26 protein-coding genes are annotated in these 21,622 nt (G+C 64.9%); 12 read left to right on the plus strand and 14 right to left on the minus strand.

Annotation, left to right across the window (positions count from 1 at the left end):
- Positions 1-64: 64 nt before the first annotated feature.
- Positions 65-391 carry a hypothetical protein gene (locus AC5V87_RS26780; protein WP_456837600.1) on the plus strand — a complete coding sequence of 109 codons (327 nt, stop codon included), beginning with the start codon at positions 65-67 and terminating at the stop codon, positions 389-391.
- Positions 392-447: 56 nt separating this feature from the next.
- On the opposite strand, the gene AC5V87_RS26785 is transcribed toward AC5V87_RS26780, so the two are convergent.
- Together AC5V87_RS26785 and AC5V87_RS26790 are read right to left on the minus strand one after the other, a co-directional pair.
- Complete coding sequence (locus AC5V87_RS26785; protein ID WP_495368202.1) at positions 448-915, minus strand: DUF6691 family protein; 468 nt, start codon at positions 913-915, stop codon at positions 448-450.
- A gap of 5 nt (positions 916-920) precedes the next feature.
- Complete coding sequence (locus tag AC5V87_RS26790) at positions 921-1,349, minus strand: YeeE/YedE family protein (protein ID WP_495368203.1); 429 nt, start codon at positions 1,347-1,349, stop codon at positions 921-923.
- A gap of 169 nt (positions 1,350-1,518) precedes the next feature.
- On the opposite strand from AC5V87_RS26790, the gene AC5V87_RS26795 reads away from it, so the two are divergent.
- Positions 1,519-2,688, plus strand: coding sequence for a GNAT family N-acetyltransferase (locus AC5V87_RS26795; protein ID WP_495368204.1), 1,170 nt, complete (start codon positions 1,519-1,521; stop codon positions 2,686-2,688).
- 6 nt (positions 2,689-2,694) lie between these two features.
- Here AC5V87_RS26795 and AC5V87_RS26800 read toward each other — a convergent pair whose 3' ends face one another.
- Both AC5V87_RS26800 and AC5V87_RS26805 read right to left on the minus strand, forming a co-directional pair.
- A complete protein-coding gene (locus AC5V87_RS26800) occupies positions 2,695-3,360 on the minus strand; it encodes a DsbA family oxidoreductase (RefSeq protein WP_456837596.1) in 666 nt (221 codons plus the stop codon).
- Positions 3,361-3,442: 82 nt separating this feature from the next.
- On the minus strand, positions 3,443-4,264 hold the full coding sequence (locus AC5V87_RS26805) for a helix-turn-helix domain-containing protein (protein WP_495368205.1): 822 nt from the start codon (positions 4,262-4,264) through the stop codon (positions 3,443-3,445).
- Between the two features lie 102 nt (positions 4,265-4,366).
- On the opposite strand from AC5V87_RS26805, the gene AC5V87_RS26810 reads away from it, so the two are divergent.
- On the plus strand, positions 4,367-4,597 hold the full coding sequence (locus tag AC5V87_RS26810) for a hypothetical protein (protein ID WP_495368206.1): 231 nt from the start codon (positions 4,367-4,369) through the stop codon (positions 4,595-4,597).
- Between the two features lie 37 nt (positions 4,598-4,634).
- Complete coding sequence (locus AC5V87_RS26815) at positions 4,635-5,033, plus strand: hypothetical protein (RefSeq protein WP_495368207.1); 399 nt, start codon at positions 4,635-4,637, stop codon at positions 5,031-5,033.
- A gap of 98 nt (positions 5,034-5,131) precedes the next feature.
- On the opposite strand, the gene AC5V87_RS26820 is transcribed toward AC5V87_RS26815, so the two are convergent.
- Positions 5,132-5,686: an SET domain-containing protein gene (locus tag AC5V87_RS26820; protein ID WP_495368208.1), complete on the minus strand. Its 555-nt coding sequence runs from the start codon at positions 5,684-5,686 to the stop codon at positions 5,132-5,134.
- Positions 5,687-5,842: 156 nt separating this feature from the next.
- Here AC5V87_RS26820 and AC5V87_RS26825 point away from each other — a divergent pair, with 156 nt between their 5' ends.
- Positions 5,843-6,448 (plus strand): hypothetical protein, encoded by a 606-nt coding sequence (locus AC5V87_RS26825; protein WP_495368210.1) that lies wholly within the window; start codon positions 5,843-5,845, stop codon positions 6,446-6,448.
- A 9-nt stretch (positions 6,449-6,457) separates the two neighbouring features.
- Here AC5V87_RS26825 and AC5V87_RS26830 read toward each other — a convergent pair whose 3' ends face one another.
- Positions 6,458-7,189, minus strand: a complete 732-nt coding sequence (locus tag AC5V87_RS26830; RefSeq protein WP_456837371.1) for a TetR/AcrR family transcriptional regulator — start codon at positions 7,187-7,189, stop codon at positions 6,458-6,460.
- A gap of 105 nt (positions 7,190-7,294) precedes the next feature.
- On the opposite strand from AC5V87_RS26830, the gene AC5V87_RS26835 reads away from it, so the two are divergent.
- The 5 genes from AC5V87_RS26835 to AC5V87_RS26855 all read left to right on the plus strand — a co-directional run bounded on the left by AC5V87_RS26835 (position 7,295) and on the right by AC5V87_RS26855 (position 10,640).
- Positions 7,295-8,692, plus strand: a complete 1,398-nt coding sequence (locus AC5V87_RS26835) for a carotenoid oxygenase family protein (protein WP_495368212.1) — start codon at positions 7,295-7,297, stop codon at positions 8,690-8,692.
- Positions 8,693-8,760: 68 nt separating this feature from the next.
- Positions 8,761-9,018: a hypothetical protein gene (locus AC5V87_RS26840; RefSeq protein ID WP_495368213.1), complete on the plus strand. Its 258-nt coding sequence runs from the start codon at positions 8,761-8,763 to the stop codon at positions 9,016-9,018.
- Positions 9,019-9,093: 75 nt separating this feature from the next.
- On the plus strand, positions 9,094-9,669 hold the full coding sequence (locus AC5V87_RS26845) for a hypothetical protein (RefSeq protein WP_456837368.1): 576 nt from the start codon (positions 9,094-9,096) through the stop codon (positions 9,667-9,669).
- A gap of 12 nt (positions 9,670-9,681) precedes the next feature.
- Entirely contained in the window at positions 9,682-10,236 is a 555-nt protein-coding gene (locus AC5V87_RS26850) for an inner membrane-spanning protein YciB (protein ID WP_456837367.1), read from the plus strand.
- A 107-nt stretch (positions 10,237-10,343) separates the two neighbouring features.
- Positions 10,344-10,640, plus strand: coding sequence for a hypothetical protein (locus AC5V87_RS26855; RefSeq protein ID WP_495368214.1), 297 nt, complete (start codon positions 10,344-10,346; stop codon positions 10,638-10,640).
- A gap of 101 nt (positions 10,641-10,741) precedes the next feature.
- Here AC5V87_RS26855 and AC5V87_RS26860 read toward each other — a convergent pair whose 3' ends face one another.
- On the minus strand, positions 10,742-12,397 hold the full coding sequence (locus AC5V87_RS26860) for a fumarate hydratase (protein WP_456837365.1): 1,656 nt from the start codon (positions 12,395-12,397) through the stop codon (positions 10,742-10,744).
- A gap of 243 nt (positions 12,398-12,640) precedes the next feature.
- Here AC5V87_RS26860 and AC5V87_RS26865 point away from each other — a divergent pair, with 243 nt between their 5' ends.
- Positions 12,641-13,114 (plus strand): hypothetical protein, encoded by a 474-nt coding sequence (locus AC5V87_RS26865; RefSeq protein ID WP_456837364.1) that lies wholly within the window; start codon positions 12,641-12,643, stop codon positions 13,112-13,114.
- A 275-nt stretch (positions 13,115-13,389) separates the two neighbouring features.
- Entirely contained in the window at positions 13,390-13,563 is a 174-nt protein-coding gene (locus AC5V87_RS26870) for a hypothetical protein (RefSeq protein WP_456837363.1), read from the plus strand.
- Here the strand turns inward: AC5V87_RS26870 and AC5V87_RS26875 are convergent, their stop codons facing one another.
- From AC5V87_RS26875 to fliR, 7 genes are all read right to left on the minus strand, one after another.
- Positions 13,564-13,848: a hypothetical protein gene (locus AC5V87_RS26875; RefSeq protein ID WP_456837362.1), complete on the minus strand. Its 285-nt coding sequence runs from the start codon at positions 13,846-13,848 to the stop codon at positions 13,564-13,566.
- A gap of 177 nt (positions 13,849-14,025) precedes the next feature.
- Entirely contained in the window at positions 14,026-14,733 is a 708-nt protein-coding gene (locus AC5V87_RS26880) for a glutathione S-transferase (RefSeq protein WP_456837361.1), read from the minus strand.
- 96 nt (positions 14,734-14,829) lie between these two features.
- A complete protein-coding gene (locus AC5V87_RS26885) occupies positions 14,830-15,510 on the minus strand; it encodes a lectin (protein ID WP_495368216.1) in 681 nt (226 codons plus the stop codon).
- A 145-nt stretch (positions 15,511-15,655) separates the two neighbouring features.
- Positions 15,656-16,672 (minus strand): Tim44 domain-containing protein, encoded by a 1,017-nt coding sequence (locus AC5V87_RS26890; RefSeq protein ID WP_456837359.1) that lies wholly within the window; start codon positions 16,670-16,672, stop codon positions 15,656-15,658.
- Between the two features lie 247 nt (positions 16,673-16,919).
- Positions 16,920-19,505 (minus strand): cell cycle histidine kinase CckA, encoded by a 2,586-nt coding sequence (gene cckA, locus AC5V87_RS26895; protein ID WP_495368217.1) that lies wholly within the window; start codon positions 19,503-19,505, stop codon positions 16,920-16,922.
- 154 nt (positions 19,506-19,659) lie between these two features.
- Positions 19,660-20,739 carry a flagellar biosynthesis protein FlhB gene (flhB, locus tag AC5V87_RS26900; protein ID WP_495368218.1) on the minus strand — a complete coding sequence of 360 codons (1,080 nt, stop codon included), beginning with the start codon at positions 20,737-20,739 and terminating at the stop codon, positions 19,660-19,662.
- A gap of 6 nt (positions 20,740-20,745) precedes the next feature.
- Positions 20,746-21,516, minus strand: a complete 771-nt coding sequence (gene fliR / locus AC5V87_RS26905) for a flagellar biosynthetic protein FliR (RefSeq protein ID WP_456837357.1) — start codon at positions 21,514-21,516, stop codon at positions 20,746-20,748.
- Between the last annotated feature and the right edge of the window lie 106 nt (positions 21,517-21,622).

Here is a 21,622-nt window from a genome sequence, read left to right on the forward strand (position 1 = left end):
TGGGCCGGAACGATCCCCGCCTCCGCTTCTTGTTACCGCCGAGGGCAGTATCGAGGAGGACGTGATGAGGACGTTTACGATTGCACTGCTGGCTGGCGTCGGAGCCCTGGCAGCGGCAAGCGGCGCAAAGGCCGCTGACATCTATACGACCAGCGAATACGCCAGCCCGGATCTGATCCAGGAAGTGCGGCTCGTGTGCGACGATGCCGGCAATTGCTATCGCACGCATGGCGGCGCGCGCGTGGTCGTGCGCGACTCCTACGCCAGGATGCCGCGTGAGCGCTATTACGAGCGTCGCACCTATCGCGACTGGGACGATGGTCCGCGGGCCGGCGTCGGCATTCACACGCCGGGCGTCAGCGTGGGCGTCGGTGTCGGCGACCGCTGGTAATCGATGAAGTGATGATGGGCGGGACCGGGCGAGACAATTCGCCCGGTCTCGTCGTTTCAGGTCTCGAGCGGATCGCTTGCCGCGGCAACGCGCGCCGACCACGGAAGGTTCGCGATGAAGCGCGCGAGCATCATGCCAGCGCACATCGCAGCGACGAAGACGAAGGCCGACCGCGAACCGAATCCGAGTGCGGTGAGTGCCGGACCGGGACAGAAGCCCGCCAATCCCCAGCCGATGCCGAAGATCGCGGGACCAACGACAATCCTGGAGTCGATGTCGTTTCGGGTCGGTACATAGAAGCGCTCGGCGAGAAACGGACGTGGAAGCTTGAGGACACGGCTGAATCCGATGAAGGTCACTGCGACCGCGCCGGCCATCACGAAGGCGAGGCTGGCGTCCCATGTGCCCGCGGTGATGCCGCCGACGTCCAGGAAGTTCAGCACCTTCGCCGGGTTGGACATGCCGGAGATGATGAGGCCGAGACCGAAGATCAGGCCGATCGCGAATTGAACGAGGATCGTCATCGTCGTCAGCTCCAGTGACGCAGGACGAAGACGGTGGCGACGCCCGTCGCCATGAAGGTGATGGTCGCAACCAGCGAGCGCGCCGACAGCCGCGACAGGCCGCAGACGCCATGGCCGGACGTGCAGCCGCTGCCCCACACCGAGCCGAAGCCCACGAGCAATCCGGCGATGATCAGCGCCGGAATCGTCGCGGCGATCGCTTGCGCCGGCAGGCGTTCGGTCACAAGCAGAACCAGGAGAGGTGCGGCGACGAGTCCCGCGACGAAGGCCAGCCGGCCGGCGAACTCGCGGTCCTCATAAGGCGGAAACAGCCGCGCCGCGATGCCGCTGACCCCGGCGATACGCCCCGTCGCCCACATCAGGAGCACGGCGGACAGACCGATCAACGCGCCACCTAGGAGCGAAGCAATCGGCGTGAATGATGTCGCGATCATGGTGATCCTCCGGGGCGAGAGCAATCCTTCGTCCATCGATACGGCCGGCGATCGTCGGCCCGGATGCTGAACGGGGTGTTAATATTACCACTCGAATTGAAGCTGCGTCCCAACGGTATTTTCCAATCTTTGCGCTAAGCATAACCTCCTGAACGGGGAACAACGGGACGTGGTCGACATCGCTCACCAGGCTGCGATCAATCCGGCATCGGCAAGGCACGCCGCGGCCATGGCCGCGCGCGTCCCGCTCACTGCGATCGACGTCAGCCAGTGGCGCGCGCTGGCGCAGCGCGCGGTCGAGCCGAACGGATATTATCTGCCTGCCTGGGAGCTCGCCGTCAGCGCGAGTGCGCGCAGCCGCACCGATGCCTCCGCGCTTGCCGCATATGATGGATCCTCGGTGCGGCTGATCGGGCTGATGCCGGTGATCTCGCTCTGGCGCGCCTGGAAGATCCCCCTCCCCGCGCTGGTCAGCGCGCATCCTTATGGCACGCTGTGCAGCCCGCTGATCGACCGCGACGCCCCGATCGAGGCCGCCGCGCATCTGTTGCAGCAGGCGCGTGAGGCCGGCGCGCATGCGCTCGTGCTGAACGACGTCGCGCTCGACGGCGCGGCGATGAATGCGCTCAAGCAGGTTCTGGATCGCGACAGCCTGAAGCCTCGCGTGCTCAGTTCCTACATCCGCGCCAGCCTCGATGCGACGCAGGATGGCGAGATGCTGCTGCGCGAGGCGCTCGGCACCAAGAAGCTCAAGGAGCTGCGCCGCCAGCGTCATCGTCTGGAAGAGCACGGGCCCGTCGCCTTCGAAGTCGCGCGCAAGCCGGACGAAATCAGGCTTGCGCTCGAAACATTCTTGCAGCTCGAAGCCAGCGGCTGGAAAGGCAAGCGCGGCACCGCCCTGATCCAGCATCCGGGCGATGAAACCTTCATCCGCCGCGCCGTGCCGGCCCTGGCGGAAACTGCACAGTGCGAGATAGTCAGCTTGCGTGCCGGCACGACGCCGATCGCGGCCGGCATCGTGCTGCGCCATCAGGAGCGCGCCTTCTTCTTCAAGCTCGGCATCGACGAGCATTTTGCAAAATTTTCGCCGGGGGTGCAGCTCACGCTCGACCTCACCCGCCATCTCTGCGCCGATCCGGCCATTGCGAGTGCGGATTCCACCGCGAGCGCCGACCATCCCATGATCAATCCGATCTGGCGCGGACGCTTCGCCATCGGCGACGTGCTGATCCCGCTGCGGCGAAACGATCCGATCGTCGCGCTGATTCACGCAGCCCTGGCTGGCCTCAACGTTGCTCACGAGGCGGCGCGACGCGTGGTGCACCGCCTCCGAAGATAGCGAAGACTACTCCGCCGCCTGCGCGTTGATCTCCTCCGAGACCTGGCGGATCGCACGAGCGAGCAGATTCGGATCCTGCGCACCGGAGACGGCATACTTCTGCGCGAAGACATAGGTCGGAACGCCTGAGATGCCCTTTTCGGCGGCTTCCTGTGCGTCGGCAGACACGCGTGCAACGTCCTCGTCAGTGGCGAGACGCTTGCGCACGTCTTCGGCGTCGAGGCCGATATCGGCGGCCGCCTGCACCAGCACATTGAGATCGGTGAGATCGCCGCCGTCGCGGAAGTAGAGCTCCATCAGGCGCTGCTTCATCTCGGGCGCCTTGCCGATCGCCTCGGCCCACAGGATCAGGCGATGGCAATCGGTGGTATTGGGCTGGCGCGCTACCAGCTCGGGCTTGTAGACGAGGCCCTCTTCGCTTGCAGCCGCAACGACGCGCCCGGCAATGCCTTTGTACGCTTCGACCGAACCGAACTTCTGGGTGAGATAGGCCTCGCGGCTAATGCCCTCGCGCGGCACCCAGGGATTGAGGAAAAAGGGACGGAAATTCAGCTTCACCGGAACGTCGGGCACGAGCGCCAGCGCGCTCTCGATCCGGTGCTTGCCGATATAGCACCAGGGACACACCACGTCGGAGACGACGTCGATCTGGAGCGGTTTGAGCGTGCTCATGTCAGGCGCCTCCTTCGGGCGGTGCGAGTTCGCTCCAAGATAAGCCGAACCCGTCCCGAGGCAATGGCGCCCGATATGGCCGCTAGGACATGACTGCTGCCATCTGCTTGAGCCGCTCGGCCGTGCGTTCATCCGCTGGAAAGAACGTCTCCAGCGCCAGCTCGGACAGGGTGATGTCCACGGGCGTGCCGAACACCATGGTGGTGGAGAAGAAACTTAGTATCTCTCCATCGTGACGCAGCTTGAAGGGAATCGCGACAGTGTCGCTAGACAACGGCGCCGAGCGCGCTGGAATGGGATAGCTCTTGAGATCGTTGTAGAGCTTGATCAGCTCAGGGTCGGCCGTCGCCTCGCATTGCCGGTGCAGCCGCTCGAGCAGATGTCCGCACCATTCCGCGAGATTGACGGTGCGCGGCGCCAGCGCCTCGGGATGAAAGGCAAGCCTCAGCACATTGAAGGGCTGGCCGAGCAGCCGCTGCGGAATGCCGTCGAGCAGCGGCGCGACCATGCGATTGGCCGAGACCAGGTTCCAATGCCGGTCGACCGCCAGCGCGGGATTGGGCTCATGCGCTTTGAGGACAAGGTCGATTGCCTGGCGGGCTGATTTCAAGGCGGGATCCTCCAGCGGGCGCTGCGGGAACGCGGGCGCGAAACCCGCCGCGACCAGCAGCACGTTGCGCTCGCGCAAGGGCACGTCGAGCCGCTCGGCGAGCCTGAGCACCATGTCGCGCGAGGGCGCAGCGCGTCCGGTCTCGACAAAACTCAAGTGCCGCGCCGAGATTTCCGCTTCGCCGGCAAGATCGAGCTGGCTCATGCGGCGGCGCTGCCGCCATTCGCGCAAATGATCGCCGATATGGACCGGCTGGCTGCGTTCGGCCTGTGCCGTGGATGCGTGTGCGTTCATGGTCCAAAACCTAGCATGCGGATTTCAGCCCTTCCATTACCCGCGAGGTAATCGAATTGGGGCGCGGGCGCGCGCATCTTCGGTCGCAATAGGGAGATGACCATGATCGCGCTGTTGCTCTACCGGACCGTCACGGACCACCTTCTTCCCTGGGCGATCGCCCTCGCCAGCCGCATGCTGGCGCGCAGCCTCAACGTGCCGGAGCCGCTGCTGCATTCGACCGGCGACTATGTCGTCGCGCAGGTCATCGCCTTCGAGCACGGCGTCGGCAGGAGCCTCTGCCCGTTCCGCCTCGCCCGCCTGCTCCGCGCCTGGTGGCGCGGACTGTGCTGAATTCCACCCCGAGTCCAACCAGCCAAGGAGACCTACGATGATCGACGCATCCGCCTTCCTGCGCCGCGCCTTGCTCGCCGACGCCATCTTCAGCGGCATTGCTGCCCTCGGCTTCACGTTCGGCGCAAGCGCGTTTGCTGCGCTGTTCGATCTGCCCGAAGCGCTGCTGCGCGAAACCGGGCTGTTCCTAATCGCCTATACCGCGCTGGTCGGCTGGCTCGCCTCGCGCGCCTGCCTTGCAAAGCCGCTCGTGCTGCTGGTCGTGATCGGCAACGCGGCGTGGACAGTTGGCAGCATTGCGCTGCTGTTCTCGGGCGCAGTGTCGCCGAACCTTGCCGGCGAGCTCATGATCGTAGCGCAGGCGATCGCAACAGGCGTGTTCGCCGAGCTGCAATATGTGGGGCTGCGGAAGAGCGGGAACGTGGTGGCGGCGTGAGGCCCAGCTCACCGTCATTCCGGATCGGGTGCATCGGCACCAGATCCCGAATCACACCTGACGATGGCCCCGCTTTCGCGTGGGCATGACAGCGGAGACTATGCCCGCGCGCGGGACTTGCCGAACGCGTGACCGTTCAGCTTCTTCTTTTTGGCGCCCTTGACGGGCGCCTTCTTGGCCTTGGCTTCCGTGCGCGCCTTCACCTTGGCGCGTTCGGCCCGCGCCTCGGCGCGCAGTTTCTTGCGCTTCTTTTCGCAGGAGTCGCACTTGCAGCCGATCGGCTTCAGATAGGCCTTGAAATAATCGGTGCCGTAATCGTAGTTGATCTCGTCGCCGGGCTCGATGTTCTTGATGGCGCGGATGAACACCTTGCGCTCGCGCGGCCGGACATCGGACTCCGCGTTGGGCCGGCAGGAATGGTTGATGTAGCGTGCGAGGTTCTTGCGCACCGAGCCGTCGATGGTCCAGCGGCCGTTGAGCTCGAACAGGTATTTGTTCTCGATCTCGTCCTGCTCGGGAATGCGCGAGTCCAGGATCGGTCCGAAATAACGGATGATCCGGGTTCCCTTCTTGATCGGTTTGGTGGCGAAGAGGCCGAGTCCGGTCTTGGAGCGGCCGACGCGATAGGGTTTGTTCGACGGTGTGGCTGGCATGATCAAAAGAACGAGGACGCGGCCGGATGAGCCGAAGCGAAGCCGCTCTTCTAGAACGATTCCGCGGCGCTGTCAGGTGTCTCACAATCTTGTTTCGAACCTTGCCCACAATCAAGACGTCTGATGGGAGAGTTCCGCTCGCATCGAGGTCTCCTCATGATCCGTACTGCCACCGCATGCCTCACTATGTTGCTGATGTGCACCGGTCTGGAGGGTGCCGCCGCCCAATCCCTCGGCAGCACCTACACCTCGACCGCACCGAAGACCTGCCGCCAGATCGGCAAGCCCAGCGAGCTTGACGGCAGCACGACGCGGGTCTGCCCGGGCAAGGGCGGCCTGATCGTGTTGATCGACGAGGACGATCTGCGCGAGATCGTCTCGGTCGGCCGCAGCCGCAGCGTCGCCGCGGAGGAACCGGCGGCACAGAGCTGGTTCGCCCCGTTCAATTCGTCCGAGGCCACCGTCGAATGGCGCGCTGCGGGCACAAAGCCGTTTGCGATCATCCAGCGCTGGCACATCGCCGACAATAACGATACCAACAAGCGGGGACGGCCGAACACCAAGGCGATGCTGGTGGTGACGCGGCTGCCGCCGGGCCCGGTCTGCCACGTCGCCTATGTCGATGCGATCGCCAATCCCGACGCCAACGGGCTCGCGCGCAAGGCCGCCGACGATTTCGCCCGCAGCTTCACTTGCGGCAAGGACGAGGTGAAGATCATCGGCAATCGAGGCCGCGCCGTCGAGCTCGCAACGATGCGCTAGCCCGGCCGATCAGGGCCCTGGCAGCCTGCTCGTGACGGGCGCCGTCAGCATCGCCTCGAGCAGGCGCTCGGCAGTCGTGCCCTCGGGCATACGCTCCAAGATGTCCTCAAGGCGCCCGTCGAGCAGCAGCATGGTGAAGCCGTGCACCATTGACCACGCGCGCGCGATCGCCGCGCCCTGGTTCAGCGTCAGCGTATCGCCGCTGATCTGCTCCTGCCGCATCGCACCGATCGCATTGGCAAGTCCGGCAAACGAAGCCTCAGCCGCCTCTTGCAGCGACGGTCTGGAATAATCGAGCCGCTCGGTGCGGAACATGATGCCGTACATGCCGGGATGCGCCTGCGCATAGGCCACATAGGCCTTCGGCCGCGCCAGCGCGCGCTCGAGTGGCGTGGCGGCGGCCTCACAGGACGAGGCCATCGCCGCGTTGAACTGGCGGAAGCCGACGGCGGCGAGCTCGCTGAGCAGCCCCGTGAGATCGCCGAAATGATGCGTCGGCGCGGCATGCGAGACGCCGGCCTCGCGCGCTACCGCCCGCAATGTCAGGCCGCCAAGCCCGTCGCGCTCCAGCACCCGTTCGGCAGCCTGGAGCAGCGCTTCCCGCAACGCGCCGTGATGATAGCGCGTCTCGGTCTTCGCACTCGCTCCGCGGCGCGCCGGGCGCGGCGCAGCGGTCGACGTTGTTCTTCTGGGGGCACGTGGGTGACGCGCTGTTTCGCCCTTGGTGTCGCTCTTGGCCATTTGCAAGCTATATGACGCAATATTGACAGTGTAAAGATTTCACTTGACGGAAGGCGCGACTAGCCTTAATCGATCTTGACGATGTAAAGATACGGAGGCCACGCCGTGCAGCAGGATGCTATCGCCGAGCGCCGCCACAATCTCGGCCCGATCCCATTCGAGGCCGACGCCCCCTTCCTCAAGATCGTCGGCGAATTGCCGCGCGAGCTGAACGGCACGCTCTATCGTAATGGCCCCAACCCGCAGTTCGATTCGCCCGGCGCGCACTGGTTCGTCGGCGACGGCATGCTGCACGCTTTCCACCTCGAGAACGGCCGTGCCAGCTATCGCAACCGGTGGGTCCGAACGCCGAAATGGCTCGCCGAGCACGATGCCGGCCGCGCGCTGTTCGGCGGCTTCGGCCGCAAGCTGCCGGATGCGCCTGCGAACCTCACCGACGGCGGCGTCGCCAACACCAACATCATCTTCCATGCCGGCAAGCTGCTCGCACTGGAGGAAGCACATCTGCCGACCGAGATCGAGCCGGCCACACTCGCGACACGCGGCTATCACAACTACCAGGGCCGCCTTGCCGGCAGTTTCACCGCGCATCCGAAGGTCGATCCCGTCACGGGCGAGCTCGTGTTCTTCGGCTACAACGCCGCAGGGCCGCTGACACCTGCCCTCTCCTACGGATCGATAGACGCCTCCGGCCAGGCGACGCGCTTCGAACGGTTCGAGGCGCCCTATGCCAGCATGGTGCACGACTTCATCGTCACCGCGAACTATGTGCTGTTTCCGATCCTGCCCATCACCGGCAGCATGAAGCGCGCGATGAGCGGACGGCCGCCTTATGCCTGGGAGCCGGACAAGGGCGCCTATGTCGGCGTAATGAAGCGCAGCGGCACGGCGAAGGACATCACCTGGTTTCGCGCTGAGGCCTGCTACGTCTTCCACGTCATGAACGCATGGGAGGACGGCGATCGCATCATCGCCGACGTCATGCAGTTCGAGGAAGCGCCGCTGTTTCCACATCCCGACGGCCGGCCGACGGATCCGGAGAAATCACGCGCCCGCCATTGCCGCTGGACGTTCGATTTGTCGGGAAATACCGACCGCTTCCAGCAGACGTACCTGGACGATCTCACCGGCGAATTCCCGCGCATCGACGATCGCCGTGCCGGGCTGAAGAGCCGTCACGGCTGGTACGCCTGCGCCAATCCGAAACTGCCGACGTTCGGCGCGCTGTCGGGCGTCGTCCATGTCGACGACAACGGTCGGCGGCTTGGCCATTATCTGCTGCCCACTGGCGACACCATCTCGGAGCCGGTGTTCGTCGAGCGCTCGAAAGATGCGGTCGAGGGCGACGGTTGGCTGCTCGCCGTGATCTGGCGCGCGCGGGAGAACCGCAGCGACCTCGCGGTGTTCAACGCCACCGATATCGAGGTCGGGCCCGTCGCGCTGGTGCAGCTCGCCCACCGCGTGCCGGATGGCTTCCACGGCAATTGGGTGGGGGCGGCGTAGCCCCGCCGTCGTTGCAGGGCGCGACGACGTCGCGAGCCCGGAATGACGGAGAGAGGAGTCAGATTTACATGTCCACGATCACCGCGGACTACCTGGTCGTTCTCGCCATGGCCTGCGCAGCGCTCGCATTCTGCATGATCCGGCTGCGGCAACAGCATCATGCCATCTTCAACGGAGGCATTCTGCTCGCTGCCGGCCTCCTGGCTGCCTCCGCGCTGCCGCTCCTGGCACGCCTGCCCTGGGCGGAGTTGGCCGGCGAGGCGTCCGACCAAGCCGTTACAGCCGTTCACTTTTTAGAAATTGCCTACACCATTTTGACATTGTAAAGATTTTGCTTGACCCGCGGTCGCTCCTGAACTATTGATCTTTACATCGTAAAGATCGACCTGACCGAGGCGCCCATGGCGATTTTCCTGATCCTCGCGCCCTACGGCGCTTTCACCTTCCTGATGCTGGTGACGTCGGCCGCGGTCAGCGTGTTCGCGGCATCCGCGATCTGCCTCGCCACCATCGCGATCGATGTACTGCGCGGCCGCTCCGCGAAGATCCTGGCCACGGGCTCGGCGATCATGTTCGCCGCGATCGGCCTCTATCTCATGCTGCTCGACCCCGCGCTCGGGACGCTCGGCGTCAAGCTGTCGGTCGACATCGGAATTTTCGTCATCTCGCTCGGCTCGATGCTGGTCCGCCGTCCCTTCACGCTGCAATATGCGCTTGAATCGGTCCCGGCCGAGACCGCAGCGATGCCCGGCTTCCGCTACGCTAATTACGTCATCACCGGCGCCTGGACCACGGCCGCGTTGCTGATGGCGGCTGCCAATCTCGTGCTGCTCTACATCCCAGGCCTGCCGCTCTGGTCGAGCCTTGCGGTCGCCTTCGCCGCCCGCAACAGCGCCATCTACTTCACAAAGTGGTATCCTGAGTATCGCCAGATCAAGTACGGTACGCCGTCCGGCGCACTGCCCGCCCCTCGCTGAACAGGACCGACGATGAAGGACGTATTCGCCCGCCTCGCCTCCGACTTCCTCTCCGCGATCGTCTTCCTGGTCATTTATCTCATCACCGACAACGTCATCCTGGCGACGTCGGTGGCAATTGCCGGCGCGGTGGCGCAGGTGATCTATGCCCGGGTCAAGCGAAGGCAGCTCAACTACATGACCTATGCGAGCCTCGCGCTCGTCGTCGTGCTCGGCACGGTCACGCTGCTGACCAATGACCCGCGATTCATGCTGGCAAAACCCTCGATCGCGCATTTCGCGATCGGCGCCATCATGCTCAAGCGCGGCTGGATGCTGCGCTACATGCCGCCGATCGTCGCCGAGACCGTTCCAGAATATGTGACCGCCGCGGGTTATGCCTGGGCCGCGCTGATGTTCGCGATCGGCGCCGGCATGATCTTCGTGGCTTCGACCGGCGATCTGAAGCTGTGGGCGTTCTACATCACGGTGGTCGCGGGCGGCGCCAAGATCCTGGCCTTTGCCGTGCAGTACGTCGTGCTCCGGCTCATCGTCACCAGCCGCCGGCGCGCCGCTGCCCGCGCCTAAATGCCTCCAATGCAGGGTTAGGCAGGCGCTGCGAGTTGGGCTATAGGCTCCTCCAGGACTGGCCGCGGATCGTCGTGGCCCGCCGGGATTTGTTTCGGGAGATGGGAATGGCCGTGGACGGCAACTGGAATCTGACCATGACGACGCCGATGGGCGAACGTCAGGCGACGCTGACGCTGAAGGCTACCGGCGGCACGCTCACGGGCACGCAGGGTGCGGAAGGCAATACCGCCGAGATCTTCGACGGCACCGTCTCTGGCGAGAACGTCAACTGGAAGGTCTCGATCACCAACCCGATGCCGCTCACGCTCGAATTCACTGGCACGGTCACCGGAGACAGCATGAGCGGCGAAATGGGCATCGGCCCGATGGGCAGCTTCCCGTTCACCGGCGCGCGGGCGTAAAGACCGCGCGGCATTCATATGCGGGCATGACCCGCGTATCCATCTCGCTTGAAGAACGATGAATGGCCGGGTCAAGCCCGGTCAAGCCCGGCCATGACAGCTCAGCCCAGATTCAACTCCTTGAAGAAGTCGTTCCCCTTGTCGTCGATGATGATGAACGCCGGGAAGTCGACGACTTCGATGCGCCAGATCGCTTCCATGCCGAGCTCGGGATATTCGAGCACCTCGACCTTCTTGATGCAGTGCTCGGCGAGGTTCGCCGCCGCACCGCCGATCGAGCCGAGATAGAAGCCGCCGTACTTCTTGCAGGCCTCGCGCACGGCCGGCGCGCGATTGCCCTTGGCCACCATCACCATCGAGCCGCCCGCGGCCTGGAACTGGTCGACAAAGGAATCCATGCGGCCCGCCGTGGTCGGACCGAACGCGCCGGAGGCATAGCCTTCGGGCGTCTTGGCGGGGCCGGCGTAATAGACCGGATGGTTCTTGAAATAGTCAGGCAGCGGCTCGCCCTTCTCCAGCCGCTCGCGCAGCTTGGCATGCGCAGAGTCGCGCGCGACGATCATGGTGCCGGTCATCGAGACGCGGGTCTTGATCGGATACTTCGAGAACGTCGCCAGAATGTCCTTCATCGGCTGATTGAGGTCGATCTTGACCACCTCGCCGCCGAGCGACTGCTCGACCTGCGGCAGATACTGCGCCGGGTTGTGCTCGAGCTCCTCGAGATAGATGCCGTCCTTGGTGATCTTGCCCAACACCTGGCGGTCGGCGGAGCAGGACACGCCCAGCCCGATCGGGAGCGAGGCGCCGTGACGCGGCATGCGGATCACGCGCACGTCGTGGCAGAAATACTTTCCGCCGAACTGCGCGCCCACACCCAGGCTTTGCGTCATCTTGTGGATTTCCTTCTCCATCTCGACGTCGCGGAAGGCGTTGCCGTCGGGCGAGCCGTGGGTCGGCAGCGCATCGAGATAGCGGGCGGAGGCGAGCTTCACCGTCTTCATGCAGAGCTCAGCCGAGGTGCCGCCGATGACGATGGCGAGGTGATAAGGCGGGCACGCGGCGGTGCCGAGGGTCAGGATCTTTTCCTTCAGGAAGGCAAGCAGCCGGTCCTTGGTCAGCACCGAGGGCGTCGCCTGGAACAGAAAGCTCTTGTTGGCGGAGCCGCCGCCCTTCGCCATGAACATGAACTTGTAGGCGTCGTCACCCTCCGCGTAGATCTCGCACTGCGCCGGCATGTTGTTGGCAGTGTTCTTCTCCTCGTACATCGAGAGCGGCGCGACCTGCGAGTAGCGCAGATTGCGGCGCAAGTAAGCATCGCGCGCGCCTTCCGACAGCGCGGCCTCGTCGTCTCCGTCGGTGATGACGTTGCAGCCCTTCTTGCCCATGATGATCGCAGTGCCGGTGTCCTGGCACATCGGCAAAACGCCGCCGGCCGCGATGTTGGCGTTCTTCAGGAAGTCCAGTGCGACGAACTTGTCGTTCGGGCTCGCCTCGGCGTCCTCCAAGATCGCGCGAAGCTGCTTCAGATGGCCGGGCCGCAGATAATGGTTGATCTCGCCGAAAGCCGCCTCGGACAGCGCCCGCAGCGCCTCGCGCGACACCACCAGCATGTCCTTACCCAGGACCTTCTCGACCCTGACGCCGTCGGACGAAATCTTCTTGTAAGGCGTCTCGTCCTTGCCCAGTGGAAACAGTGGGGTGTGCTTGTAGGGCGGGACGGGCTTTGACTGATCGGGGAAGGCGGTGGGAGCGTTCATGAGGCAAATCTCGGGGTTTTGGAGCCCTGGCGGGCCCTAGCATAGAAGCGTTCTAAGCTTTTTTGACGTAAAGGGAAGGCGTTCTGGCGCGGTCGGGGCATCCGGATTCGACACCCTGACCACCCTGTTCCAGCGATGTCAGTGAAGTCCCGTCGCCATCATGATGCCTGGGAAGACCGGGCTGCACCCCTTGCGCTCCGGTCGTGACGAAGGTTCAATGCGCGCCCTCAGGGGCTTTTCATCATGATTTTCAAACCGACCATCCGCGGCGCGATCCTGGTCGCCGCCGCCATCACCGGCCTTGTGACCCTCACCTCGCCCGCGCGCGCGGACCGCTGCGACGACAGCGCCAAGGAGCTGGCGGACCAGATCGACCGTCTCAAGGTGAATTTCCGCGCCGCCAACATCGTATACCTGACGCATCCCTCGGCCAAGGAGCTGTCGGTCGGGTGCCGCGGCGATAAATATTCGATCGAGCTCTATGCCAAGGGCGACCGCAAGCCGACGCCGGAGTTCCTGACGCTGGTGGGCTCGATGGCGGCGATCGTGTTCACCGTGACCAAGGACGACACCACGACCGGCGCGACGCGCTGTCTGAAGCGGATGGGTCTCTTGCGCGGTGACAAGATCACGATGCGCTACCGGCGGCTCAACATGGAATGCACGCGTACCAAGACGGACGCGTCGATTGCGATTACGCGCGGCAAGGACGAATAGAGGGGCACCTGCTCTTTCCACGGGCGCCGCGGCGTGCGCGTCGCGGCGCCACCGCCACACACCCCGGCATTGCGAGCGCCTTGTCCGCGAAAGCGAAGAGCGACGGCGGAAGCGAGGCAATCCAGCGTCTTTCCGCGAAGACAGACTGGGATTGCTTTCGTCGCAACGGCAGCTTCCGCCACTGCCCCATTCCCTCGCATTTTAACGATTGTCTTGAAGGAAATTTCGGTCCTCCCGGAGCAAGGTCAATTGTTTCCATCTGTGAGGATTTGTGGATGAGCGTTTCGACCGTTGCGCCGCCGCCGATCGCGATCGTGGTGCCGAGCTACGACACGACCAAGCAGCAGGACGACCAGACCAAGACTCAAGACAATGACCCGACTTACAAGCCGCAGCCGCCCGCACCGCTGCCGCCGGGCCAGGGCACGCGGATCGATCAGCTCGCCTGATCAGGCCCTTCCCAAGTTGAAACGCCCGATCCGATCGATCGGGCCTTTCGCGTTTCCGGCCGCATCGTTGCCGGCTGGCTGGATCGATATCGAGCGCGGTTGACCACGCGCCCCACGCGGCACAACGACCCTCTTCATCGCGGCGGCGCGCCACTGTTCGCGGTCCGCCATCAGCAAGGCAGCGATCGATACGATCGTCGCGCCCGACCTCATCCGCAAGCTGTTCAAGCTGACGCCGACCGAGCTGCGCGTGTTCCTCGCCATGGACGCGACAATGTTCTGCAAGCCGCCCTGTCCCGACGAGCGCGAGCCCCTTGATTCAAGTGAGCGGCCTGGTCACGAGCGCTCGCAGCTTGCGGGAAGCTATCAGGTTTTCGGGCGATTGATCGCGTCCGAAACGGCCGGTCCGGGACGGGGGCTGCCGCCAGCCTAAGTCCGGGCCGGCTAAAGCATCATCGCGCTTTAACTGTCGAGCTCGCGATAGCGGCGGAAGATGCCCTGCTCGTTGAACGGTATCCGTCGCTCGCTTGCGAGATAGGCCTTGATGTTCGGCCGCGCGGCGATGCGGTCATGCAGGCCGACGAGCCCCGGAATATCCGTCTCGAACGTCTTCATGCGTTTAGGGAACGCGTAGCGCAGCCCCGCGACGATCTGGAACAGCGAGAGATCGACGTAAGTCAGCCGGCGGCCCGTCACGTAGGCGCCACCATTGTTGGCGAGCAGCTGCTCGAAATAGCCGAGATATTTCGGCACGCGCTCGTCCCAGAACTCGGCCGTGCGCTTCTTCGCCGCCGGCCGCGCGTCCTCGTAATAGAGCGAAGGTCCGAGCGGATGATGGGTATCGTGGATCTCGACCACGAGATCGGTGATGGTGAGCTGAAGCTGGTGCACCCAGAGCTGGCCTGCTTCCGCCTTCGGCGCGAGGCCGTGACGGCTGCCGAGATAGAGCAGGATGTTGGCGGTCTGGCCGATTACGAGCTTGCCCGCCTTCAGGAACGGCGGCGCAAAGGGCGGCGTGCCGCCACCCCCCTCCATCATCTTCATCATCGCACTGGTGCCGCGCGGCCCCCGCGCGACATCGACGTAAGCCGCTCCCGCCTCCTCCAGCGCCAGCCGCACATATTCGCCGCGGCCCTGGATCTCGGGCCAGTAGTAGAGCTCGTATTTCATGGGAGGGTCCGTGAGCGTGAATGCTGCGGAACCAATGTAGCATGCGCCTCAGGGTTCCGTCGGGTGAGACGGAACCCTCTCGCAACGACCGGAGTCTCAATTCGCCGCCAAGCAGTACAGCAGCCCATCGCCGCCGGTGCTCTTCAGATCGGCCTGCGAGCAGCCGCCGTCGGGACCGCGCGAGGGGTGAGAGCTGTTCCAGGACCTTGACGGCTCGTCGTCGCGCAGGCCCTTACGATCGGCATGGCCGACGACCGCCGCGCCTTGCGTACTGGATGTCCAGTTCTTGCAGGTCTTGTCGTCTCCCGGGGCAAAAGCGGTGCCGTCGGGTTGCGATCCCGTGAGGATATCGTGCCGGTTTGGCGTGTCGCCGGCACCGTTGATGACCTCGCCCTTCTCGCTGAGTGCTGTCTGCTTGGTGAGATTGTTGGCCGGACCGTGCAGGTCGGCAACGTCCTTGGCGATGACCGTGCCCTTGGCATTCTGCCAGGGTCCCTTGCCGATGCGATCGCGGGCGTTGACGGCCGGCTTGCCGTCGGCGGCCTGCGTTGAGAGATAGGCGCGCCAGGTCTTGGCGCCGGCGCCGGCGGCCTGAGCGAGCTTCGCGCAGTGCGCATCGGCTCCTTCCAGGCCGCCAAGATCGGCGCCCTTGCCCGGGCCGCTGGAGGTCACGAAGAACGTCATGTCAGCTGACTGCGCGTGCGCGGATGGCGCCGCGAGCAAGGCCAGCGCGAGCGCGAGCGCTGAAATCGTCACGGATCTCTCGATACGTATCATCTTGTCCTCCCAGGAGTGTTTTTGGTTCGCCGCCTGACTTCAACCCGAGCCGGGCCCGCTTATTCCGATCCCGCGCTGCGGAACCGGCCAAAGAAAAGGGCGCCGTGCCGAAGCACGACGCCCTGGTTTCTCATCTCGTCCGCAATCAGTTGGTCTGCTGGATCGCCGACAATTCCCAGCCGCCGTTCGGGCGGCGGGCAAAGGTCCAGATTTCGGTCGCCTCGCCCGGCTGCTCGCTGCCGGCGACGATCGCGCCGGTGTTGCGGTCCACCGTCTTGTCGGTGAGCGCAAAGCGCAGCGCCACCGTGGCGTAGTCGGTCTCGCCTTCGCGCCAGGCTTCCGCGAGGTCGCCCTGGAGCAGCTTGACGTTGGTCACCTTGTTCACGACGTTGCGCGCGCGGTTTTGGGCGAGATCCTGCTCGAAATAGGAGACCATCTCCGGCGTCGCGAGCGTGTGCAGCTTGGCTACGTCCTCGTTCGACCAGGCGGTCTGGATCTCGCCGAGCAGGCGCTCGAACGCCTCATAGTCATCGGGCTTGATCTCGAGGGGCGCATTGTTGTTGCCGCCGAAGCCGAAGCTGCCAAGACCACCACCAAGACCACCACCAAGTCCGCTGCGATAGTTCGTCTGAGACCCCGGACCGGTACCTGCGTCAGCGTTGGCATAAGCCGCCTGCGGGCTGTGACGGCGCTGCCACCATGACATCGCCAGCCGCACCACGAACACCACGAGCACGATCTGGATGATCAGGCCGAGGATCGAGGACAGGCCGCCGAGGCCGCCGAACAGGCCGCCGCCGAACAGCATGCCGAGCAGGCCTGCGCCGAGGAAACCGGCCGCGAGGCCGCCGAGGAAGCCGCCGCCGCGGCCGAACAGGCCGCCGCGCGCCGGCGCGGCTGCAGCCGAATTCATGCCTGCGCCCGGCTGGGTGTAGGTGCGGTTGAACTGCGAGGTCGAGCCCGGGGCGGTCGTGGTTGACGGCGGCGCCGAAAAGGTCCGCGAGCCGCGCGACCCCGACGACATGCCGCCACCGACGCGCGCGTCGGCAGACGAGATCGCGAGCGCAGTCGGCAGTGCAAGCGCCAGCACGACGGCGATTGTCTTGAAGAGACTGCGGGAGCGTTGCGAGAAATTCATGTGTGTTTCCCAAATCCCCGGCATGGGGACGTGCCCCTAAGATGGGCAGACTTCCCGAAAAGTGAAGTCGGTTTCGAAACCCGCAGCTGCGGCCCTCAGTCGCGGGGATGTGGCAAAAACCCATATTTGGCGGGGGCTTGGCCGGGGTGCGCGCGGAACCGTGGTCGCCCATTACCGGCCCTTCTCGCGGTGATATTGCCGCCTTTTCCTCGTCATTGGCGTGCGGCTGTCACCACCGTCATGTATGGACAGCAAGCGGTGTGGGGCGGCCTCACCCCTGCTTCGTCATCGTCTCCTTCACCGCCGCCACGAGCTGGCTGAGAGTGAAGGGCTTTGGCAGGAAGTCGAACTGCTGGCCCTCGGGCAGGCTCTTCTCGAAGGCGTCCTCCGCGTAGCCGGAGACGAAGATGAACTTGATGTCGGGATTCTTGTCGCGCATCGCCTTGAGCAGCGTCGGGCCGTCCATCTCCGGCATCACGACGTCGGAGACGACGAGATCGATTGCGCCGCTCTGCTCGTCCAGCACCTCCATGGCCTCGACGCCGTTCTCGGCCTCGACGACGGTGTAGCCACGTGAGCGCAGGCCGCGGGCGTTGAGTGCGCGCAAGCCCTCCTCGTCCTCGACCAGCAGGATGGTTCCCTGCCCCGTGAGATCCGTGCGTGGCTTTGCCTCCGCCGCCGCGGGCGCGGCCTCCTTCGCGGCGCCATTGGTGGCGCTGACCGCGGCCGCCGGCTGCTCGACCTGCACCTCCGCCTCGGGATGATGGCGCGGCAGGAAGATGTGGAACGAGGTGCCCTGTCCCGGCTCGGAGTCCACGTAAATGAAGCCGCCGGTCTGCTTGACGATGCCGTAGACGGTGGAGAGGCCGAGGCCGGTGCCTTTGCCAACTTCCTTGGTCGAGAAGAACGGCTCAAAAATCTTGTCGCGGATGTCGGCGGGAATGCCGGTGCCGGTGTCGGCGACCTCGATCCGCACATAGTCCGCGGCCGGCATGCCCTTGTAGGCGAGCTTGGCCGCTTCCTCGGCGGTGACGTTGGCGGTGCGGATGATCAGCTTGCCGCCGTCGGGCATGGCGTCGCGCGCGTTGACCGCGAGGTTGACGATGACCTGCTCGAACTGTGAGACGTCGACCTTGACCGGCCAGAGATCGCGGCCGTGGATGGTCTCGTGCTTGACCTTCTCGCCGATCAGCCGGCGCAGCAGCATGGCGAGGTCGGACAGCGCGTCGCCGAGATCGAGCACTTGCGGCCGCAGCGTCTGGCGCCGCGAGAACGCCAGCAGCTGCCGCACCAATGTGGCGGCGCGCGTCGCGTTCTGCTTGATCTGCATGATGTCCTGGAACGACGGATCGGTCGGCTTGTGCGCGTTCAGCAGGAAATCGTTCGCCATCATGATGGCGGAAAGCACGTTGTTGAAATCGTGGGCGATGCCGCCGGCGAGCTGACCGACCGTCTCCATCTTCTGCGACTGGTTGATCTGGTTCTCCAGCGCGCGCCGCTCGGTGGTCTCGAGCATGTGCACGATGGCGGCTTCCGCCTCGTTCTCGGCGGCATCCACGGGCGTGACGAAGAACTGGCCCCAGCGCTCCTTGGTGCCTTCCAGCGCCACCTCGACCGGCGCGATGTCGGCCTGGCCGTCGGCGGCCTGGTTGATGGCGGCGATCAGGAGGTGACGGTCGCGCGAATTGACCGCGCGGAAGATCGACTTGGAGGCACTGTCCAAGCCGAGCGCCTGCCCGAGCTTGGCGTAGCGGGCATTCGCCCGCACGACATTTCCGGCGCGATCGACCGTCGCGATCGCCATCGGCGTGTGGTCGAAGAAGCGCATGAAGCGCACTTCGGCGGCACGATCGGGGTCGCTGCGCTCGTCGCGGGCGCGGCTGATGACCAGCGTGCGCGACGGTCCCGGCGCCCCGTTGGCGCCGAAGGCGAGCTTGTGATAGAGCCGCACCGGCATGGTCTTGCCGGTGCGCATGCGCAGGTCGATATCGAAGACTTCCGTCTTCACCTCGCCCGGCACTGCCACGATCGCGGTGAGCAACGAGGCGCCGTCGCCGGAGACAATGTCGGTGAGCTTCAAGCCGCCGGAACCGATCTCGGCAAGGTCGTAGTCGAGCCAGTTCGCCAGCGTCGCGTTGACATAGGCAAGCTCGCCGGCCGGATTGACCGAGAAGAAGCCGCATGGCGCATGATCGAGATATTCGATCGCGTGCTGGAGCTCCTGGAACACGTCCTCCTGGCGCTCGCGGTCGCGGGTGATGTCGGCGATCGACCAGACCGCATATTTCGCCTCGCGCTTGCCGCTGCCGAGCGGGCGTACCCGCATCCGCAGCCAGCGGCCTTGGCTACCCTCATGGCCGGAGATGCGTACCTCTTCCTGCTGCCGCTTGCCTTCGCGGGCAGCCTTCAGCAGGCGGAACACGGCCTCGGAAACGTCGGGGTTGCCGATGAAGACGCGCTCGACGGGCCGCACGTCCTGCGGGCCGGCAGCGCCGGTCAACGTCAGATAGGCCGCATTGGAATAGACGACATGGCCGCGCGGATCGGTGACGGCGAGGCCATCGAAGGCATGATCGGAGATGCGGGCTATGATCGGATCGTCGAGGTTGCGGTCGGCGAAGCGGATGATGCCGGCGGCGAAGGCGAACAGGTTGAACAGGCCGACCATCGCCAGCACGGCGAGGATGCCGAGGATGTAGGGCTGCGCCTGCGCGCGCCCGAGCGTCATCAGTCCGACGGCGACCGCGACGAGACCGGCGGCCACCAGCAGCACCAGCGCAATGCTGCCCGAGCGCGGCGACGGCTCGTGCGCCGTAACGGGCTCGCGTGTGAGGTCGTGGTCGGTCTCAGCAGTCATATCAAGCCGGCGCAGCCTGTCGGCAGAGAATCAACGCGCCTTCGCGCGCGCGGGGCCTTCCCTGCCTCAATCGGACCCGCAGGCGCAAGGGCAGCGGAGGCGAAACGTACGCTGATTCCCAGATTACGGCCATTTCCGGTACTTTTCGGGTATTTTATCCCCGCCCGGCGCCGAATCCGCGCTTCAGCCGCATGACGTAGCCGATGACCTCGGCGACCGCATGGTAGTGCTCGGTCGGGATTTCCTGGTCGATATCGACGGTGGCGTAGAGCGCGCGGGCCAGCGGCACATTCTCGACGATGGGGATATCGTGCTCGCGCGCGATCTCCCGGATCTTGAAGGCGAGGTTGTCGACGCCCTTGGCGACGCAGATCGGCGCCGACATGCCGCGCTCGTAGGACAGCGCCACCGAATAGTGGGTCGGGTTGGTGATGATCACGGAGGCCTTGGGAACCGCCGCCATCATGCGCTTCTTGGAGCGCTGCTGGCGCAATTGCCGGAGCTTGCCCTTGATATGCGGGTCGCCTTCGGACTGTTTGAACTCCTCCTTGATCTCCTGGAGCGACATCTTCTGCCGCTGGAACCAGCTGCGATACTGGAAGAAGTAGTCGCCGATGGCGATGATCGCGAGGGCCGCAACCACCGCGCCGAGCAGATGGACGGTCATGCTGGTGCTGGCGCCCAGCATGGCGGCCGCATCGAGCCTGACCATCGCCTCCATGCGATGGCGCTCCGGCCATAGGACTATGGTCATAACCGCGCCGAGCACGACGAGCTTGCCGAGGCCTTTGAGGAAGTTCGCCGCCGCCTGCTTGCCGAAGATGCGCTTGAACCCCTCGGCTGGCGAGAGCTTGCTGAACTTGGGCTTGAGGGATTCGGCCGACCACACCAGGCGGTGCTGGAGCATGTTGCCGGCAATCGCCGCCAGCACCAGCATCAAGAGCGGCACGCCGACCGCCGCGAGCACGGCGAACTCGATCTGCTGCATCAGCGCGAGCAGATTCCTGCCGTCGGTCTTGATCATCCAGGAATTGGCGAGCAGGTTGCGCATCGGCGTCACCAGCCCGCTGCCGACCGATCCCGAAAAGGTCGAGACCACGAGCGTACCGCCCGCGATCATGAACCAGGTGTTGATCTCCTGGCTTTTCGCAACGTCGCCGCGTTCGAGCGCCTCGTCGAGGCGCTTTTGTGTCGGGTCTTCTGTTTGACTTTCGGGATCGTTGTCTTCCGCCATCGATCGTTACTTGAGTGGCATCATCTGGTGCATCACACCGATGAAGTAATCCAGGTAGGTGCCCATCATCGCGGTGAGCACCACGGCCAGCACCAGGAAGCCGGCGAAGATCGACAGCGGCACGCCGACGAAATAGACCTGCATCTGCGGCATCAGCCGCGCCAGCACACCGAGCCCGATGTTGAACACGAGGCCGAACACCAGGAACGGCCCGGAGAGTTGCAAGCCCAGGCGGAACGCGGCGGCGAAAGCGCGCGTCGCCAGCGAAGCGACATCGCCGCTCGACACGGTCTCGCCCGGCGAGAAGATCGAGTAGCTGTCGTTCAGCGCCGCAATCACGAGATGATGGCTGTCGGTGGCGAACAGCAGCGTGACCCCGAGCATGGTCAGGAAGTTGCCGACCAGCACGCCCTGCTGCCCCTGCGTCGGATCGACCGAGGTGACGAAGCCAAGCCCCATCTGTTGCGCTATGACGGAGCCGGCGACTTGCAGGGCCGACAGCGTCACGCGCGCGGTGGCGCCCAGGACGATGCCGATCACGATCTCATGCAGCATCAGCACCAGAAGCGGCGCGAGCGATCCCATGTCGACGTGATAGGAATTGCGGTGCAACGGCAGAATGATCAGCGTGAGCAGCAGCGCGACCGACAGTTTTATGCGCGTCGGGATGTTGGTCTCGCCGAGGCCGGGCAGCAGCATCACCATCGCACCGACCCGGGCGAAGGCGAGCATGAAGGAGGCGGCGAGCGCCGGCAGCAGCGAGACGTCGATGCGCATAATCGGATGCCTCGGCTCCAACATTCGCACGCCGTGGCGGCAGGCACTTTTGCGAATGTTGGAGCCAAAGAGGCATTCGCAAATATCAATAGCCGTTCGGCTATCG

It is taken from the genome of Bradyrhizobium sp. SOJA106, assembly GCF_059448745.1.

Excerpts from the sequence above, each read along its gene's own strand:
- AC5V87_RS26780 (WP_456837600.1), top strand. The coding sequence starts at position 65 with ATGAGGACGTTTACGATTGCACTGCTGGCTGGCGTCGGAGCCCTGGCA.
- AC5V87_RS26785 (WP_495368202.1), bottom strand. The coding sequence starts at position 915 with ATGACGATCCTCGTTCAATTCGCGATCGGCCTGATCTTCGGTCTCGGC.
- AC5V87_RS26790 (WP_495368203.1), bottom strand. The coding sequence starts at position 1,349 with ATGATCGCGACATCATTCACGCCGATTGCTTCGCTCCTAGGTGGCGCG.
- AC5V87_RS26800 (WP_456837596.1), bottom strand. The coding sequence starts at position 3,360 with ATGAGCACGCTCAAACCGCTCCAGATCGACGTCGTCTCCGACGTGGTG.
- AC5V87_RS26805 (WP_495368205.1), bottom strand. The coding sequence starts at position 4,264 with ATGAACGCACACGCATCCACGGCACAGGCCGAACGCAGCCAGCCGGTC.
- AC5V87_RS26810 (WP_495368206.1), top strand. The coding sequence starts at position 4,367 with ATGATCGCGCTGTTGCTCTACCGGACCGTCACGGACCACCTTCTTCCC.
- AC5V87_RS26815 (WP_495368207.1), top strand. The coding sequence starts at position 4,635 with ATGATCGACGCATCCGCCTTCCTGCGCCGCGCCTTGCTCGCCGACGCC.
- AC5V87_RS26820 (WP_495368208.1), bottom strand. The coding sequence starts at position 5,686 with ATGCCAGCCACACCGTCGAACAAACCCTATCGCGTCGGCCGCTCCAAG.
- AC5V87_RS26825 (WP_495368210.1), top strand. The coding sequence starts at position 5,843 with ATGATCCGTACTGCCACCGCATGCCTCACTATGTTGCTGATGTGCACC.
- AC5V87_RS26830 (WP_456837371.1), bottom strand. The coding sequence starts at position 7,189 with ATGGCCAAGAGCGACACCAAGGGCGAAACAGCGCGTCACCCACGTGCC.
- AC5V87_RS26840 (WP_495368213.1), top strand. The coding sequence starts at position 8,761 with ATGTCCACGATCACCGCGGACTACCTGGTCGTTCTCGCCATGGCCTGC.
- AC5V87_RS26845 (WP_456837368.1), top strand. The coding sequence starts at position 9,094 with ATGGCGATTTTCCTGATCCTCGCGCCCTACGGCGCTTTCACCTTCCTG.
- AC5V87_RS26850 (WP_456837367.1), top strand. The coding sequence starts at position 9,682 with ATGAAGGACGTATTCGCCCGCCTCGCCTCCGACTTCCTCTCCGCGATC.
- AC5V87_RS26855 (WP_495368214.1), top strand. The coding sequence starts at position 10,344 with ATGGCCGTGGACGGCAACTGGAATCTGACCATGACGACGCCGATGGGC.
- AC5V87_RS26860 (WP_456837365.1), bottom strand. The coding sequence starts at position 12,397 with ATGAACGCTCCCACCGCCTTCCCCGATCAGTCAAAGCCCGTCCCGCCC.
- AC5V87_RS26865 (WP_456837364.1), top strand. The coding sequence starts at position 12,641 with ATGATTTTCAAACCGACCATCCGCGGCGCGATCCTGGTCGCCGCCGCC.
- AC5V87_RS26870 (WP_456837363.1), top strand. The coding sequence starts at position 13,390 with ATGAGCGTTTCGACCGTTGCGCCGCCGCCGATCGCGATCGTGGTGCCG.
- AC5V87_RS26880 (WP_456837361.1), bottom strand. The coding sequence starts at position 14,733 with ATGAAATACGAGCTCTACTACTGGCCCGAGATCCAGGGCCGCGGCGAA.
- AC5V87_RS26885 (WP_495368216.1), bottom strand. The coding sequence starts at position 15,510 with ATGATACGTATCGAGAGATCCGTGACGATTTCAGCGCTCGCGCTCGCG.
- AC5V87_RS26890 (WP_456837359.1), bottom strand. The coding sequence starts at position 16,672 with ATGCCGGGGATTTGGGAAACACACATGAATTTCTCGCAACGCTCCCGC.
- cckA (WP_495368217.1), bottom strand. The coding sequence starts at position 19,505 with ATGACTGCTGAGACCGACCACGACCTCACACGCGAGCCCGTTACGGCG.
- flhB (WP_495368218.1), bottom strand. The coding sequence starts at position 20,739 with ATGGCGGAAGACAACGATCCCGAAAGTCAAACAGAAGACCCGACACAA.
- fliR (WP_456837357.1), bottom strand. The coding sequence starts at position 21,516 with ATGCGCATCGACGTCTCGCTGCTGCCGGCGCTCGCCGCCTCCTTCATG.